Annotated in this window: 17 protein-coding genes and 1 pseudogene; 16 read left to right on the forward strand and 2 right to left on the reverse strand. The window is 65.6% G+C overall.

The window, feature by feature from the left end:
- Position 1: 1 nt before the first annotated feature.
- Genes WKH79_RS13860 through WKH79_RS13870 form a run of 3 tightly spaced genes read left to right on the forward strand, consistent with a single transcriptional unit; the run spans position 2 to position 1,595 of the window.
- Positions 2 to 685, forward strand: coding sequence for a Fe2+-dependent dioxygenase (locus tag WKH79_RS13860; protein ID WP_341859204.1), 684 nt, complete (start codon positions 2 to 4; stop codon positions 683 to 685).
- The gene (locus WKH79_RS13865; RefSeq protein WP_341859205.1) at positions 682 to 1,266 is read left to right on the forward strand and encodes a ferric reductase-like transmembrane domain-containing protein; all 585 of its coding nucleotides are present in this window, start codon (positions 682 to 684) and stop codon (positions 1,264 to 1,266) included. The genes WKH79_RS13860 and WKH79_RS13865 overlap by 4 nt, the downstream gene beginning before the upstream one ends.
- Positions 1,263 to 1,595 carry a PepSY domain-containing protein gene (locus WKH79_RS13870; protein WP_341859206.1) on the forward strand — a complete coding sequence of 111 codons (333 nt, stop codon included), beginning with the start codon at positions 1,263 to 1,265 and terminating at the stop codon, positions 1,593 to 1,595. Before WKH79_RS13865 ends, WKH79_RS13870 begins: the two co-directional genes overlap by 4 nt.
- Positions 1,596 to 1,634: 39 nt before the next feature.
- On the opposite strand, the gene WKH79_RS13875 is transcribed toward WKH79_RS13870, so the two are convergent.
- A complete protein-coding gene (locus tag WKH79_RS13875; RefSeq protein WP_341859207.1) occupies positions 1,635 to 2,426 on the reverse strand; it encodes a 2-keto-4-pentenoate hydratase in 792 nt (263 codons plus the stop codon).
- A gap of 164 nt (positions 2,427 to 2,590) precedes the next feature.
- Between WKH79_RS13875 and WKH79_RS13880 the strand changes: the two are divergent.
- The 10 genes and pseudogenes from WKH79_RS13880 to WKH79_RS13925 all read left to right on the forward strand — a co-directional run bounded on the left by WKH79_RS13880 (position 2,591) and on the right by WKH79_RS13925 (position 11,226).
- Positions 2,591 to 3,615: pseudogene (locus WKH79_RS13880) on the forward strand (LacI family DNA-binding transcriptional regulator).
- Between the two features lie 119 nt (positions 3,616 to 3,734).
- Entirely contained in the window at positions 3,735 to 4,367 is a 633-nt protein-coding gene (locus WKH79_RS13885) for an RpiB/LacA/LacB family sugar-phosphate isomerase (RefSeq protein WP_063506203.1), read from the forward strand.
- A gap of 102 nt (positions 4,368 to 4,469) precedes the next feature.
- Entirely contained in the window at positions 4,470 to 5,243 is a 774-nt protein-coding gene (gene kduD, locus WKH79_RS13890) for a 2-dehydro-3-deoxy-D-gluconate 5-dehydrogenase KduD (RefSeq protein WP_341859208.1), read from the forward strand.
- Positions 5,240 to 5,563: a PfkB family carbohydrate kinase gene (locus WKH79_RS13895; RefSeq protein WP_341859209.1), complete on the forward strand. Its 324-nt coding sequence runs from the start codon at positions 5,240 to 5,242 to the stop codon at positions 5,561 to 5,563. The genes kduD and WKH79_RS13895 overlap by 4 nt, the downstream gene beginning before the upstream one ends.
- Positions 5,560 to 6,264 carry a PfkB family carbohydrate kinase gene (locus tag WKH79_RS13900; protein ID WP_341859210.1) on the forward strand — a complete coding sequence of 235 codons (705 nt, stop codon included), beginning with the start codon at positions 5,560 to 5,562 and terminating at the stop codon, positions 6,262 to 6,264. The genes WKH79_RS13895 and WKH79_RS13900 overlap by 4 nt, the downstream gene beginning before the upstream one ends.
- Complete coding sequence (locus WKH79_RS13905; protein ID WP_341859211.1) at positions 6,251 to 7,699, forward strand: carboxylesterase family protein; 1,449 nt, start codon at positions 6,251 to 6,253, stop codon at positions 7,697 to 7,699. Before WKH79_RS13900 ends, WKH79_RS13905 begins: the two co-directional genes overlap by 14 nt.
- 17 nt (positions 7,700 to 7,716) lie before the next feature.
- Positions 7,717 to 8,235 carry a hypothetical protein gene (locus tag WKH79_RS13910; protein WP_341859212.1) on the forward strand — a complete coding sequence of 173 codons (519 nt, stop codon included), beginning with the start codon at positions 7,717 to 7,719 and terminating at the stop codon, positions 8,233 to 8,235.
- A gap of 4 nt (positions 8,236 to 8,239) precedes the next feature.
- Complete coding sequence (locus WKH79_RS13915) at positions 8,240 to 8,851, forward strand: hypothetical protein (RefSeq protein ID WP_341859213.1); 612 nt, start codon at positions 8,240 to 8,242, stop codon at positions 8,849 to 8,851.
- 37 nt (positions 8,852 to 8,888) lie between these two features.
- Positions 8,889 to 10,931, forward strand: a complete 2,043-nt coding sequence (locus tag WKH79_RS13920) for a hypothetical protein (RefSeq protein WP_341859214.1) — start codon at positions 8,889 to 8,891, stop codon at positions 10,929 to 10,931.
- Entirely contained in the window at positions 10,921 to 11,226 is a 306-nt protein-coding gene (locus WKH79_RS13925; RefSeq protein ID WP_063506326.1) for a hypothetical protein, read from the forward strand. Before WKH79_RS13920 ends, WKH79_RS13925 begins: the two co-directional genes overlap by 11 nt.
- On the opposite strand, the gene WKH79_RS13930 is transcribed toward WKH79_RS13925, so the two are convergent.
- Positions 11,223 to 12,143: a hydrogen peroxide-inducible genes activator gene (locus tag WKH79_RS13930; RefSeq protein WP_341859215.1), complete on the reverse strand. Its 921-nt coding sequence runs from the start codon at positions 12,141 to 12,143 to the stop codon at positions 11,223 to 11,225. The genes WKH79_RS13925 and WKH79_RS13930 overlap by 4 nt on opposite strands.
- Before the next feature lie 101 nt (positions 12,144 to 12,244).
- On the opposite strand from WKH79_RS13930, the gene WKH79_RS13935 reads away from it, so the two are divergent.
- The 3 genes from WKH79_RS13935 (at position 12,245) to WKH79_RS13945 (ending at position 14,689) form a co-directional block, all read left to right on the forward strand.
- A complete protein-coding gene (locus WKH79_RS13935) occupies positions 12,245 to 12,454 on the forward strand; it encodes a YdcH family protein (protein WP_160767508.1) in 210 nt (69 codons plus the stop codon).
- Between the two features lie 67 nt (positions 12,455 to 12,521).
- Positions 12,522 to 13,712, forward strand: a complete 1,191-nt coding sequence (gene nhaA, locus WKH79_RS13940; RefSeq protein WP_341859216.1) for a Na+/H+ antiporter NhaA — start codon at positions 12,522 to 12,524, stop codon at positions 13,710 to 13,712.
- Entirely contained in the window at positions 13,709 to 14,689 is a 981-nt protein-coding gene (locus WKH79_RS13945) for a calcium/sodium antiporter (RefSeq protein WP_341859217.1), read from the forward strand. The genes nhaA and WKH79_RS13945 overlap by 4 nt, the downstream gene beginning before the upstream one ends.
- The last annotated feature ends 2 nt before the right edge of the window (positions 14,690 to 14,691 follow it).

Consider the following 14,691-nt stretch of genomic DNA (forward strand, 5'->3'; position numbering starts at 1 on the left):
CATGCTGACCATCATCGAGAACCTGCTTAACGATGAAGAAGTGCGCCGCTTTCGCGAGCGCTTGCATGCTGCCGACTGGCAGGACGGGGCGGGAACCGCCGGTACCCGCTCGATTGCTGTAAAGCAGAACCTCCAGCTCCCCCGGCAAGATGCCTTGGCGCAGGAACTGGGCAATGCGATCCTGCGGCAGCTCGGCCAGCATCCGGAATTCGTTTCTGCATCGCTGGCGGAGAAGATCTGGCCGCCGGTGTTCAATCTCTACCAGGACGGCGGACATTACGGCACGCATTCCGATGCGGCGCTGATGCGCCTGCCTGAAGCGGACCTGACCATTCGCAGCGACCTTTCGGCCACGCTGTTCCTGTCCGACCCGGGCAGCTACGACGGCGGCGAACTAATCGTCGAGGAGCAGTTCGGCGCGCAGGCGGTCAAGCTGGCTGCGGGCGACATGGTCCTTTACCCTTCGTCGAGCCTGCATCAGGTTGCGCCGGTGACGCGCGGGCAGCGGATCTGTGCGATAACCTGGATCCAGAGCGCGGTCGCGGATACGCCGGCGCGCGCGCTGCTGTATGATCTCGATCAGTCGATCAGGGGGCTGACGCCCGAGCGGCCGAAAGACGATCCCGAGATCAACCGGCTGATCCACGTCTATCACAATCTTCTGCGGCGCTGGGCCCAGGTGTGATCGGCACGCGGCGGGCATTGCTGTGGGTGGCGCTGGCCATCCCGGCGGCGCTGATGATCCAGCGCTTCGCCAGCGGCGAGGCACTGGCGATGGATTTGTACCATCCGAGCGGCGAGATGGCAGTGCGGCTAATGATCCTTGCGCTGCTGCCCGGTCCGCTGGCGGATGCGCTGGGGCACAGCCGCTTCCTGCGCGGCTGGCTGGCGATCCGCCGCAATTTCGGCGTGGCCGCATTCCTTTACGCGCTGCTGCACCTCGTATTCTATGTGCTCGACATGCGGATGATCGCCGCGATGCTCGATGAAGTGGTTATGCCCGGCATCTGGACCGGATGGCTCGCCCTCGTCTTGTTGCTGGTTCCGGCGGCGATCAGTTCCGACCGGGCCATGCGCTGGCTGGGCCGCCGCTGGAAAAGCTGGCAGCGACTGGTGTACCCGGCATTCCTGCTGGCGCTGATCCACTGGCTGCTGCTCGATTGGCAGTGGGGGCCAGCACTCGTTCACTTAGCGCCGCTAGTGCTCGCCTGGACCTTACGTTTCGCGCTGCGGCGCCGGAAATCGCTATCGAGGAGTATCGCATGACCTTTCGCCAAAACGCCAAACGCTCTATCCTTGCCGCCGCCGCAATCGCAGCACTCGGCCTTGCAGTGCCTGCGCAGGCCGATGGCGACGTGACCTGCAATGCCGGCCCGCAGAAGGCTTGGCAGAAGATGTCCAAGCTCAAGAAGAAAGCCTGGCTGGAAGAGTGGGAACTGCTCAAGATGCAGGTCGAGGGCGACTGTTACGAAGTCTATGCGCGGACGAAGGAAGGACAGTCGATCGAGGCTTTCTTCCATCCCGTCACGCTGAAGAAGCTGGTAGTCTTCCGCCGCGGACAGGAAATCTACCGCGCCGACGGTTTTACCGGATAGCGCCCGTTTGCGCTGTTGCGGCGCATTCTCGGCTCAGGGTCAGTCCCGGTCCCCGGCGATCACCCGCGCGGCAATTTCACCGATCCCGTCGAATACCGCGATGGCGTGCTGGCCAGCGGCTATTTCGTGCACGCCGGTTATTGCGCCGCTCGAAATCCACCAACCCGCCTGCGGATCGATGCCGCGCTCCACCAGATTGCGCAGAAGGAAGGCCGCCGCGCCGAATGGCCCGTCGAGCATCGTCGCAGTCGTCGCACGGCCCTTTTCCTCGCCGTCGATCGCAAGCGTGACCCCGACCTCATCGAGCCGCGACCAGTCTGCCCGATCGACCAGGCGCCCCAGCAGCAGGCCCGCGTTATTGCCATGGTCGGACACGGTCACGCAGGGGCCGTCGCGATTGATTGCCGCATAGGGCGAAGATGCCACCTCGAGCCCGATGCGGACCTCGTCGACCCAGTCCATGGCCTGTTCGGGGGAGGTGGGCGGCGCGGCCTCGCGCGGGGCGAGCCGCAGCATGAATTCGGCCTCCATGGCAGCGAAGCCGCCGCTGAAGATCGGAAATTCGGCCAGGCCTTCGGCTTCCGATTTGATCGTGTCGGCGAAAGCGGGCCCGATCAGGCGATTGGCTCCCAGTTTATCCCTGGCGGGGGGATTGATCTTGCCCACCTTCCAGCCGCCGATCGGGCGATCCCACTGTTCGAGGGCGGCATCCTGGATGGCATAGGCCCCGGCAAGATCGGTCGGCCGGCGCCCGGGATATTCGGCCAGGGTCTTCCAGTTGCGGCGGGCATCGACAAAGGCGCGTGCAATGTCGCCGGCTGCGGAATTCATGGGGGCCCCTCTCGAAATATCCCACTTGCAGGGTGTCTTTGACGAAAAAGGAAACCGGTGTCAAAACGTATTTCGCCATCGCCCTGCGGATAGCGTTCAGCTGCGCCCTCCCATTTTTCGAGGCGGCGGCTATGAAGATGGCGCACAGCAAAAGGTTGCGACGAATGGCAAAGTCCGGTCCGGCACCTACGATCAACGACGTAGCGCGGGTTGCGGGCGTCTCGAAGAAAACCGTCAGCCGGGTGATCAACCGGTCCCCTCTGCTCAAGCAGGCCACGCGCGAAAAGGTCGAGAAGGTCATTGCCGAGCTCGGCTACACGCCGAACCCGCAAGCGCGGGCCCTGGCGCTGCGGCGGAACTTCCTGCTCGGGCTGCTGCACGACAATCCCAATGCGCAGACCGTGCTCAATTTCCAGGAAGGGGTGCTCGACGCCATCCGCGACACCGAATTCGCACTGGTGGTGCGGCCGGTCGATCGCCATTCGCCTGCCATGCTCGACGACATCCGCAACTTTCTCGAGCAGCAGCGGCTCTACGGCGTGCTGATCCTGCCGCCGATTTCCGAGAATGACGAACTGGCCGCGCTGTGTCGCGAGATGGGTTGCGGCTATGTTCGCATGGGATCTGCAGCGCTCGACGAGGCGGAGCAACTGGTCCAGTCGAACGATCGCGAAATGGTCGAAGGGGTGGTCGATTACCTGGTCGAGCTCGGGCATACGCGGATCGGGTTGATCGAAGGGCCGCAGGGTTTCCGGTCTGCCTTCGAACGGCGCGAGGGTTTCCTTACCGCCATGACGCGGCACGGGCTGGAAATGCCCGACGACGCGCTGGTGCAGGGCAATTACCGGTTCAGTTCAGGGGTCGAGGCGGCGAACCGGCTGCTCGACCAGAACCCGCATGTTACCGCGATTTTCGCCAGCAATGACGAAATGGCCGCGGGCGCCTACCACGCGGCGCGCGAACGGGGGTCGACATCCCGCGGGATCTTTCGATCGTGGGATTCGACGATTCCCCCATCGCCGCGCATATCTGGCCGCCGATGACCACGGTCGGCTGGCCGATCCGCGAAATGGGCAAGGCCGCCGCGCTCAAGCTTGTCGCGCCCGACACGGCGGAAGCCAAGCCATCGTGCTTCCCCGCGCGGCTGGTTACGCGCAATTCGGTCGCCCCGCCTTCCAAGAAAATCTGATCCGCCGCTTGAAATAGCCTCCGGTTTGCGGATACAACGTGCTTTGACACCGGTTTCCTAACTGGACTTTTGGAGCCGCTCTATTTCGCACCAGCGCCCCCAGCGGGCAGGGAGAACCCATGAAGATCGCTCTCATCACCGAGAACAGCCAGGCCGCCAAGAACGGCCTTATCTACGATGCCCTCAACACCGCTGCCGAACCGTTCGGCCACGAAGTGTTCAATTACGGCATGTACACCGCCGAAGACAGCGCATCGCTGACTTATGTGATGAACGGTGTGCTGGCGGGCATCCTGCTCAATTCCAAGGCCGCCGATTTCGTCGTGACCGGCTGCGGCACGGGCATGGGGTCGATGCTGGCCTGCAATGCGATGCCCGGCGTGTTCTGCGGGCTCGTGATCGACCCGACCGATGCCTTTCTGTTCAACCAGATCAATGCCGGCAACGCGATCGCGATGCCCTATGCCAAGGGCTTCGGCTGGGCCGCCGAGCTCAACCTGCAGGATTGCTATCGCAAGCTGTTCGAAAACGAGGCGGGTGCGGGCTATCCGCGCGAGCGGGCAGAGCTGATGCGCAAGAACCGCGGCTTCCTCGCTGATCTCAAGGCTGCCAGCACGCATGACATGCTGACCGTGCTGAAGAATGTCGATCAGGACCTGCTGCGCGCCGCGATCGCGGGCGAACGCTTCGCAGAATATTTCTACGCCAATTCGCAGGATGACGCGATCAGCGACTATCTGCGCAATCTTTGACCCCTTCGGGAATCGCACGACCGGCATGAACCGGCACCGGGGGCAGGGGATCGCGTCGTCGCGGCGCGATCCCCACCGCACCACACTGGGAGAGTGAATACCATGGCCACCACCCCCTTCGACCTGACGGGGCGCACTGCGCTCGTCACGGGTGCCAATACAGGTATCGGGCAGGGCATCGCCATCGCGCTGGCACAGGCCGGGGCCGATATTGCCGCGGTGGGCCGCAGCCCCGCCGACGAGACCGCCGAACAGGTCCGCGCGCTGGGCCGCCGCTGCGAGCTCGTTTCCGCCGACCTGTCCTCGATCGAACCGGTCGCGGACGTGGTCGACACGGTCGTCGCCAAACTCGGGCGTCTCGATATCCTCGTCAACAACGCCGGGATTATCCGCCGCGAGGATGCACTCGACTTCTCGGAAGAGGATTGGGACGCCGTGATGGACACCAATCTGAAGACGCTGTTCTTCCTGTGCCAGGCGGCCGCGCGCCACATGACCGGCTGGGCATCGCAGGATGGCGAGCGCGGCAAGATCGTCAATATCGCCTCAATGCTGACCTTCCAGGGCGGCATTCGCGTGCCGAGCTACACCGCCAGCAAATCCGGCGTCGGGGGCCTGACCAAGCTGATGGCCAATGAATGGGCGCCGCGCGGCATCAACGTCAACGCGATCGCACCGGGCTATATCGCGACCAACAACACCGCTGCGCTCCAGGCGGACGAAACGCGCAATCGCCAGATCCTCGAGCGGATCCCCGAACAGCGCTGGGGCGACCCGGCCGATATCGGCGGCGCGGCGGTCTTCCTTGCCAGCCGCGCGGCGGATTATGTCCAGGGGCATATCCTCGCGGTCGATGGCGGATGGCTGGCGCGATGACCGCGCTGCCGAAATCGGGCCACGTGGTCTGTTTCGGCGAGATGCTGGCGCGCCTGTCGCCCGAGGCGGGGACGCCGCTGGCGCGCGCGCACAGCCTCGCGCTCGCGATCGGCGGGGCCGAAGCCAATGTCGCCATTGCGCTCGCCAGCCTTGGCCAGCCCGCCGCGATGTTCAGCAGTGTGCCGGACAATCCGCTGGGGCTCCGCGCGCTCGCCGCGCTGGGCGAAGCGGGTGTGGATCGGCGCTTCGTGCGCCGCGCAGCGGGCCGGATGGGCCTCTATCTGTTCGAACCGCCCAGCGGTCCGATAGGGGGCGGGTGACCTACGACCGTGCGGGAAGCGCCTTCGCCATGGCGCAGCCGGAGGATTTCGACTTTGCCGGAGCGCTCGATGGCGCGCGGCTGCTGCATCTTTCGGGCATCACGCCTGCGCTGGGTCCCGACGGGGTGGCGCTGGCGAAGGAAGCCGTCGCCGCCGCGTCTGCGGCAGGCGTGCCGATCTGCTTCGATGGCAATTACCGCGCCAGTTTATGGGATGCCTGGGATTGCGATCCGCAGGCGATCCTGACCGAACTGGTCGAAGCGGCCACCATCCTGATCGGCAATCACCGCGACATCTCGCTGCTGCTCGGCAAGAGCTTCTCGGGCGACGGGCCGGATCGCCGGCGTGAAGCTGCCGAAGCCGCCTTCGCGCGCTTCCCCGATCTGGCGGCGATCGCCTCGACCGCGCGCCATATCGAAAGCTCGACCACGCATGGCCTCGCCGCGCGCGTCGACCTGCGCGAAAGCCATTGGCAGACCGACGAGGTCCGGATCGCCCCGGTGGTCGACCGTATCGGCACCGGCGATGCCTTCGCCGCGGGCGTGCTGCTGCGCTGGCTGGAAGATGGGTCCGCGCAGGAGATGGCCAAGACGGGGCTGTCGCTGGCGGTGATGAAACACGGTATTCCGGGCGATACGATAGCGGTCACGCGAGACGAACTGGACACCTTCCTTCTTGCAGGAGCCGATGTCAGCCGCTGACGGCATGACCCGCCGGGCGGCTCTGCGCGGGGGCCTCGCAGGGGGCGCTTTGCTTGCGGCCCCGGCGGTGGCGGCAGGGAGCAGCGGCGATCCCCGGGCTCTGGCCTATCGCGGCAATATCGATCACGGGCTGCCCGCGTTTCTCGGCATTCGCTATGCCCGCGCGGCGCGGTTCGACCGCCCAGTGCGCGAGCCTGTTCCTACCGCGCCCACGCCCGCGACGCAGTTCGGTCCGCTTTGCCCCCAGCGTAATCCGATGACCCCGGCGATGAGCGAGGACTGCCTGTTCCTCAACATCTGGACGCCGGATGCCCATCCTTCCGCGCGCCGCCCGGTGATGGTCTATTTTCATGGCGGGGCCTACAATTGGGGCTCGGTCACCGACCCGGTGACGCATGGGGCGAAGCTTGCCGAAGAGGGCGATGTGGTGGTCGTCACGGTCAATCACCGGCTCAACCTGTTCGGCTATGGCTGGCTGGCGCCGCTCGGTGAGCGTTTCCGCCACAGCGGCAATGCGGGCCAGCTCGACCTGATCTGCGCGCTCGAATGGATTCGCGAACATATCGGGGCCTTCGGCGGGGACGCGGACCGCGTGATGGTCTTCGGCCAGTCGGGCGGCGGCGCCAAGATCGCGACGCTGATGGCTATGCCTGCAGCCGATGGACTGTTCCACACGGCCGCGACAATGAGCGGACAGCAGGTCACCGCGCAGGGGCCCGGCAATGGCTGGCGGCGAACGCGCGCCCTGCTCGACCATCTCGATCTTGCGGAAGACGGCGGTGCTGCCCTGCTAGCCCTACCGTATGAGCGCCTGCTCGAAGGTCTCGAGGCGACCGACCCGGTGCTCGGGGGCAGTCTCTATTTCGGGCCGGTGCTCGACATGCTGCATCTGCACCGCCATCCGTTCTGGCCCGATGCCGCGCCGCAATCGCGGCACATCCCGATGATCCTCGGCAACACGCGGGACGAGACGCGGGCCTTTATCCGCAGCGACGGGCCCGTCGTGCAAGGCCTCGACTGGCAGAATATCGCCGAGCGGCTGGCCCCGCAGATCCCCATCGATTTGCCCGCGGATTGGGTGGTCGCACAATATCGCGCGCAGTTTCCGCACTGGTCCGCCGAGCAAGTCTTCTATGCCGCGACCACCGCCGGACGCAGCTGGCCCGGTCAGGTCATCGAGGCCGATGCGCGCGCCCGCGCAGGGGCGCAGGCCACCTGGGTCTATCAGCTCGACCGGCCCAGTCCGATCGATCCCACGCGCGGTGCGGCGCATACCGACGATCTGCCCTATGTCTTCGGGACGCTCGCTGCGGCGGGCAGCTATTCGGGAACCGGGCCACGCGCCCGCACGGTCAGCGATGCGATGATAACTGCCTTTGCGGGCATGGCGCATACCGAAACACCCGCTTCCCCCCAACCGACGCGCAGCAACTAGGCGAGAAAGGCCCAGCCATGCTTACGATCATCCTCATCCTGGTCATCGTGGTCATCCTGGCCAGCCTGATCGTCGCCGCCCTGCGGCGCCACGACAGCAACAACTATTTCGATCAGGATCGCCAGCCGTTTTACGCCGAGCCCGACGAACTGGTCGATTGCGGCCTGCTGTATTCGCAGAAGGACTACGAAGGCAAAGAGTCGCACACCTATACGGTAACCCCGGCGGGGGAGGCCGGGCTGCGGGCGTGGCTGCGCGAGCCGACCAACGATCCCGGCTTCCTGATGCGCAATTACGCCGGGATCGTCGAACGGCACGACCCGCTCGAGGTGGCGCGCAGCCGGCGCCCCATCCATGCCGCCCGCAAGGCCGAATACGAACGTCTCGAGCAGTTGCTCGTGAACCGGCCCGAATGGCGCTACGCGCTCGCCGCCACCCGGCTGGGCATACGCTTCGAACGTGCCTGCCTGACCTTCTGGAACGATGTCGCGAACGAGCATTCGGCCGAGCGCCGCGACCAGAGCGAAGCGGAGTAACCCCATGCTGCTCATCATCCTGATCATCGCCTGCATCCTCGTCCTGCTTGCCTATCTGGTGGTCACCGTCAGGCGGCACGACCGGAACGCCTATGCCGATCGCGAGCGCGACCCCTTCTACAGCGAAATGGCGCGGCTCGCGGCGGCCGGGCTGCTTTACGAGGAAGAGGAACGCAGCATCGGGCGGCAGCGCCACTCGTTTATCGTAACCCCGGCGGGCGAAGCCGTGCTGCGCAACTGGATGCGCGAGCCGATGAACGAGCCGGGACTGCTGCGGCTGTATTTCGCAGGCATCGTCGGCCCGGCGGATGTGGTCGCCCTGGCGCGCGAACAGGCGGCCAAATGCACCGAGCGGCTCGCGAAATTCGACCGCGTCGACGAGCTGTTCGGCCGCAAGCAGGGCTGGGAGGCCGAGCGCGCGCATCTCGAGCTGGGCCGACGCTTCGAAACCTTCTGCCTCGAATTCTGGGAGCGGCAGGTCGACCAGCCATTCAACGCCCATCTGTTCGCCGATGACGGCGGCGAGAACGAGGATCCGGGCACGGACGAAAAGGCACCGCGCACTGGGGCCCAGCACGACGACACGGGCTCAGCCGACCGATCCGACGAGGACTAGGGCCTGGCCCGCGATTCCCACTGCAAAGGAGGAAACCATGAAGAAGCTCAACACCCTGGCCGCGGCGACAGCCGTATCGGCGTTAAGCGCAGGATATGCGGCCTGTGTACCATCAGCCGCAGCTGCGCAGGATGGCGGCGCAAGCGGCACCGGGTCGCTGGTCGAACAGGCCGACGCGGTGACCCGGGAGACCAGCATCGCCGAAATCGTCCAGCGCTCCGACCAGTCGGGTACGTTGGAAGAAGTAGCGGCGATCGAGCTGTTCACCGGCAGGCAGCTACAGCCCGACCCGGCCCGCGGCATCTTCCAGAAGGCGCGCGGGGCGACGGCGCGGATCACCTATCTCGGGGTGGATAATGCCGCGGCCATCTACCAGAGCGACGGCGCGGGTGATGGAGCCGACGGCTCGTCCGCGACGATCCGCCTTGGCAATGACAGCGCTGCGGGCACCGACAGCACGGCCTATATCGACCAGCGCGGCGACAAGGGCGTGGTCGATATCCGCCAGCAGGGCGATGCCAATTTCTCGGTCGGCATCCAGCACGCCAATCCCGCGGGCAGCGCCAGCGGTGCGGAACAGACGCATACGCTTGCGGGTCACGACCATCGCAGCGAAATCGTCCAGGAAGCGAGCGGTACGCTGGCCAATGTCACGCTGTCGCAGGGCGGGGGCAGCACGGGCCAGGTGCGCCAGACCCAAATCGGCGCCAAGGCGTCGATCGCGATCAAGAATGGCCCCTCAAGCCGCGCGCGACTGGTGCAGACCGGTTCGGGCCGGGGTAACGTGGCCGACGTCGATGTGGATGGCGGCGAGAACACCACCGATATCTCGCAGCGCGGCGAGGATGGAGCGCACGAAGCCAGCGTGGCGCAGGCGGGCGAGAAATCGGAAGTTGCCATCGTGCAGGAGGGCCGGAAGGGCAATGTCACCACGATCGACCAGAACGGGACCGATGGCAGCGCGGTGGTGCGGCAGGAAAATTCGCCGAACAACAAGGCGCAGATCGATCAGGCGGGCGCGGGTTCGGTAAGCCTTGAAGGGCTGATCGAGCAGAGCGGCGCGGGCGGCAACAATTCGGCCGATATCGACCAGACCGGCAGCACGCACACCGCGGTCGTCCGCCAGAGTGGCGCGGGTGGCGGCAGCGTCGCCGGGATCGACCAGTCGACCGACAACACCGACGAGAACGAGGCGACGGTCGACCAGGTCGTCGATGCCGCTTCGGGTACCGACACGGTCGACATCGACCAAGGCGGCAGCGCGAACCGCGCGACGATCGAGCAGAGACGCGGGGGCGGCGACACGGGCAGTAATGCGAGCGTCACCCAGCCCGGTGGCCGCGGCCGCGCAACCGTGGCCCAGGAAGGGCCCGCGCTGAAAGCCCAGATCGACCAGAACGGCAACGCCAACGAAGGCGAGATCAGCCAGAAGGGCACGGGCACCGCCGGTGAAGCGTCGATCAAGGCGGGCAGTGGGACCGACAACAACATGGCCCGCATTTTCCAGGAAACGGGCGGGACGATCGCTTCCATCGACCAGACTTCTCCCAACAACGAGGCGACGATTGAACAGGCCAATGCGCAGCCTGCGGCGGGGACGGTCGAAGCCGATATCGACCAGAGCGCGGATGTGCAGAATATCGCTTCGATCGTGCAAACGGGTGGGGGCACCGTCCGCAGCGCTTCGCTGGCGCAGTCGGGTCGCGAAAATGATGGCGCGATCGACCAGTCGGGCGCGGCGAACGGCATGACCGCGAACGTCCAGATGGCGGGAGATCTCAATACGGTGCAGCTAACCCAGGACGCCCAGGGCAATGGCAACCTCCAGGCCGAACTCAAGCAGCAGGGCGACGGGAACTCGATCACCTGGGACCAGCGCGGCAGCGAACTGGGGGCCACCGTCACGCAGCAAGGTTCGGGGAACGCGGTCGAAGTGACTCAGTCGGGCAGCGGTTACGATGTCAGCATCACGCAGAACGGCGACAACAACAGTCTGCGGATCACCTATTCCGGTCCGTCCGAGGGCGGGGGCGGTTTCACCGTGGTGCAGAACGGCGGAGAAACCCGTCATGCAGACTAGCCTCTGGCTCGCTTTCGCAGGATTGGTTGAGGCCGGGCCAGCTGCGGGGGGTGCCGGCTGCGAAAGCTGCGCGGAAAGCTATTGCAGCGATGCCGGTGCAGCGCCGCAGGGAACGCTGGTGACGAGCAGCGCGACGATCGGCTTCGCGATTGCTGAGGACGGTTTGCGGCTGACCGTGCGCCATCGCGGATCGAGCGCCGAAACCGTCCTCGACCTGCCTTATCCTGCCCCCAAGCGCGCCCGCCATGCGGACGAGGGCGGGGAGGGCGGCACCTGCGATCCGCCGGCCGGTTAGCCCCTGGGGCCGGCACCGGACAGGCGGATCCGCGCTTCTTCGGCGATGGTTTCACCGATTTCGGTATAGAGTTCGGCAAAGGCCGCGGAGGACCGCCAGGCGACGCCCACGCTGCGATATTCGTGCCATCCTTCCGGTTCGGCGATGCGGACGACATCGAGCCCGCCTGCATCGGAGCGGATGTAGAGTTCGGGCAGTATCGCCAGCCCGACGCCCGAGCCGACCATCTGCTGCACGGCATCGAGGCTGGTGCCTTCGTAATCGGCCAGCACGGTGGCATCCAGATGTCTGCAGATATTTTCCAGCTGGCGGTGGTAGTGGTGACGGTGGTCGAGCGTGAGGAATGTCCGGCCAGCGAAGTCGGCAGCGGCCAGTCGCGGTCGTTCGTTCAGCGGATCGTCGGGCGGGACCACGATGCGCAGCGGCTCGCGGAACAGCGGTTCGATGGCGAGACCCCGGCCCGCTATGGGCAAGGGGGAAAGCACCATGTCGAGTTCGCCGGCCGCCAGTTCCGCGTGCTGCTGGTCGGGAATGCCTTCGCGGATGTACAGCCGCAGCCCCGGATAGCGCCGATGCAGCGTCTTGATCACGCTGGGCATGAGGTAGGGGCCGAGCGTTGGCGTGACTCCGAAACGGATCGATCCCACGAAGCGTTCGGCCGCGCGGTCGGCGGCATCATCGAAGTCGCGCACCGCATTCTGTACATTGCGCGCCGCGCTCAACAGGTCGCGTCCTGCCGGGGTCAATTGCATGCCTTTGGGGACGCGTTCGAACAGCTTGAGCCCCAGGCTGGTCTCGAGCGTGCGCAACTGCTGGCTCAAAGCCGGCTGGGTCAGCGCAAGGGCGTTCGCCGCCTCGCTCATATTGCCGGTGTCGGCGAGCTTCGCGAAGATCGCGATCTGCTTGAGAGTAGCCATGCTCTCCCATTAGCTTTTCTTATGAGTGCGGCGCAAGAATTCGAATTGGATTATAGTGCGGGCACCGCGCATATCGGCTCGACACAACGATGGAGAGCGACATGACCAAGAGGTCACCCGATGAAAAGATCATGAAGCCCTATCTGCGCCGCATGCTGCGCGAACATCGCGCGCTCAATCGGCTGATCGATACCACCAAGGCGATCGGCGCGACCGAGGACGTCAAGGCAATGAAACGCCTCAGGCTGCGTCTCAAGGACAAGATCGCCTCGCTCCAGAACCACTATTACGGGCGCAGCTTCCCAAGCTGACCCGCAGGCGGCGGCCGAACTCCCCCTCCCCAACCAAGCTCAGGAGCCGGCCGTCGCCTCTTCTCCCATGACCCTACTCACTTCCACCGAGCGCTTGCGCGCCTTCATCGCCAGCGAGAGCGCGGGCGGCATCGTTCTGATCGTCGCTGCCGCGGTGGCGCTGGCCATCGCCAATTCCGCGCTGCTGCCCGCCTATGAGGCCTTCCTTGCCACCCCGGTGGTATTCAGCGCGGGCAGTCTGGTCGCGATCGACAAGCCGCTGTTGCTGTGGATCAACGACGGGCTGATGGCGCTGTTCTTCTTCCTGATCGGCCTCGAGGTGAAGCGCGAGATCGTGACCGGCCAGTTGCGCAGCTGGAAACAGGCGTCGCTCCCGGTCTACGCCGCGATTGGCGGCATGGTCGTGCCGGCGCTGGTCTTTGTGGGCCTCAATCTCGGCTCACCGGAAAACCTGCGGGGCTGGGCAATCCCCGCGGCGACCGATATCGCCTTCGCGCTGGGCTTGCTCGCGCTGCTCGGATCGCGCGTTCCCGTCGCGCTGAAGGCGCTGCTGCTGGCGATTGCAATCATCGACGATATCGGCGCGATCGCGATCATCGCGCTGTTCTACACCGAGAACATGAACCTTGGCGCGCTCGCCCTTGGCCTGGTGCCGGCTGCAGGGTTGCTGCTGCTCAACCGCGCAGGTGTTGCCCGGTCGATTCCTTATTTCCTGCTCGCTGCATTCCTGTGGATCTGCGTTCTCAAGTCCGGCGTGCACGCCACGCTGGCCGGTGTGGCCACCGCGATGTTCGTGCCCATCGCGGTCGGCGACGAACGTCCGCTCGAGCGGCTCGAACATGCGTTGCACCCATGGGTGGCCTTCCTCATCCTGCCGATCTTCGCCTTTGCCAATGCCGGCGTGTCGTTCGCCGGGGCCGGGATCGACGCGTTGCTCGCACCGCTGTCGCTCGGCATCGCCGCAGGGCTGGTCGTCGGTAAGCAACTCGGGATATTCGGGGCCTGCTGGCTGGCGGTGAAAAGCGGGTTAGCGACGCTGCCCGCGGGTGTGGGCCTGCGCCACGTCTATGGCCTGTCCTGCCTTGCCGGCATCGGTTTCACGATGAGCCTGTTCATCGGCAATCTCGCCTTCGTCGATCCCGGACAGATCGCCGCGGTCAAGTTCGGTGTGCTGGGGGGATCGCTGGTCTCGGCGCTGGCAGGCATCCTGGTCCTCCGGTTTGCTGTGCGCCGGGCCGATGGTACCGTTACTATATGATATCTGCTCTTTTATTCACCGTCTTCGGTCTGGTCGCGCTTGTTTTCGGCGGCGAATTGCTGGTGCGCGGCGCGGTCGCGCTGGCCGAGAAGGCGGGCGTCAGCGCGCTGGTCATCGGGGTCGTGATCGTCGGTCTCGGCACGTCCATGCCCGAACTGGTGACCAGTATCGAAGCTGCCCTTATGGGATCGCCCGCGATCGCCTGGGGCAACATCGTCGGCTCCAATATCGCCAACAGCCTGTTGATACTGGGCGCTGCCGCGCTGGTGGCCCCGATGGCGATTGCCTCGACCAACCGCTGGCGCGATCCGGTAGTGGCGCTTGCCGGCAGCTTGGTACTGTTCCTGCTCGCGCTGACCGGAGTGGGCAGCCTGGTCATCGGAGTGCTGCTGCTGGCGGCCCTCGCCGGCTATATCGCCTGGTGCTACCGCGAGGAACGCCTTGCCGACCCTGCAGTGGTTCATAATGCGCCTTACGATCGGGCGCAGGCACTCGAATTGACCGATACAGGCCTGCACGGTGCCCGCAATGGCTGGACCCGGCCGGTGATGTTGACGCTTATCGGGCTGGCCGTGCTGGTCGGTGGCGGCCGCCTGCTGGTCGACGGGGCGATCGATCTCGCGCGGATCGCGGGGCTGAGCGAGACCCTCATCGGTCTGACCATCGTCGCGATCGGCACGTCGCTGCCCGAACTGGTCACTTCGGTCGTCGCTGCGCGCAAGGGACAGCCCGAAGTCGCGTTCGGCAATGTCGTCGGCTCGAACATCTACAACCTTCTGGGGATCGGCGGCGCCACGATGCTGATGGCTCCCGGTGCGGTCCCGGCAGGGCTGCTGCCGCTCGATATCGGCCTTGTCGTAGCCAGCGCGGTGGTCATCCTTTTCCTCACCGCAGCCCGCGGAGTGTCGCGCCTGCCCGCTTTCGCGCTGCTGGCGGCGTATGCCGGCTATCTCGGTTTCCTCGTCCTCACCGCATGAAC

Source organism: Qipengyuania sp. GPGPB31 (assembly GCF_038396345.1).
In the GTDB taxonomy this organism is placed as follows: Bacteria; Pseudomonadota; Alphaproteobacteria; order Sphingomonadales; family Sphingomonadaceae; genus Qipengyuania; species Qipengyuania citrea.

Coding starts and splice junctions, on each gene's coding strand:
- WKH79_RS13920 (WP_341859214.1), top strand. CDS start 8,889: ATGAAGAAGCTCAACACCCTGGCCGCGGCGACAGCCGTATCGGCGTTA.
- WKH79_RS13860 (WP_341859204.1), top strand. CDS start 2: ATGCTGACCATCATCGAGAACCTGCTTAACGATGAAGAAGTGCGCCGC.
- WKH79_RS13905 (WP_341859211.1), top strand. CDS start 6,251: ATGTCAGCCGCTGACGGCATGACCCGCCGGGCGGCTCTGCGCGGGGGC.
- WKH79_RS13895 (WP_341859209.1), top strand. CDS start 5,240: ATGACCGCGCTGCCGAAATCGGGCCACGTGGTCTGTTTCGGCGAGATG.
- WKH79_RS13885 (WP_063506203.1), top strand. CDS start 3,735: ATGAAGATCGCTCTCATCACCGAGAACAGCCAGGCCGCCAAGAACGGC.
- WKH79_RS13915 (WP_341859213.1), top strand. CDS start 8,240: ATGCTGCTCATCATCCTGATCATCGCCTGCATCCTCGTCCTGCTTGCC.
- WKH79_RS13910 (WP_341859212.1), top strand. CDS start 7,717: ATGCTTACGATCATCCTCATCCTGGTCATCGTGGTCATCCTGGCCAGC.
- WKH79_RS13930 (WP_341859215.1), bottom strand. CDS start 12,143: ATGGCTACTCTCAAGCAGATCGCGATCTTCGCGAAGCTCGCCGACACC.
- WKH79_RS13945 (WP_341859217.1), top strand. CDS start 13,709: ATGATATCTGCTCTTTTATTCACCGTCTTCGGTCTGGTCGCGCTTGTT.
- kduD (WP_341859208.1), top strand. CDS start 4,470: ATGGCCACCACCCCCTTCGACCTGACGGGGCGCACTGCGCTCGTCACG.
- WKH79_RS13875 (WP_341859207.1), bottom strand. CDS start 2,426: ATGAATTCCGCAGCCGGCGACATTGCACGCGCCTTTGTCGATGCCCGC.
- nhaA (WP_341859216.1), top strand. CDS start 12,522: ATGACCCTACTCACTTCCACCGAGCGCTTGCGCGCCTTCATCGCCAGC.
- WKH79_RS13870 (WP_341859206.1), top strand. CDS start 1,263: ATGACCTTTCGCCAAAACGCCAAACGCTCTATCCTTGCCGCCGCCGCA.
- WKH79_RS13925 (WP_063506326.1), top strand. CDS start 10,921: ATGCAGACTAGCCTCTGGCTCGCTTTCGCAGGATTGGTTGAGGCCGGG.
- WKH79_RS13935 (WP_160767508.1), top strand. CDS start 12,245: ATGACCAAGAGGTCACCCGATGAAAAGATCATGAAGCCCTATCTGCGC.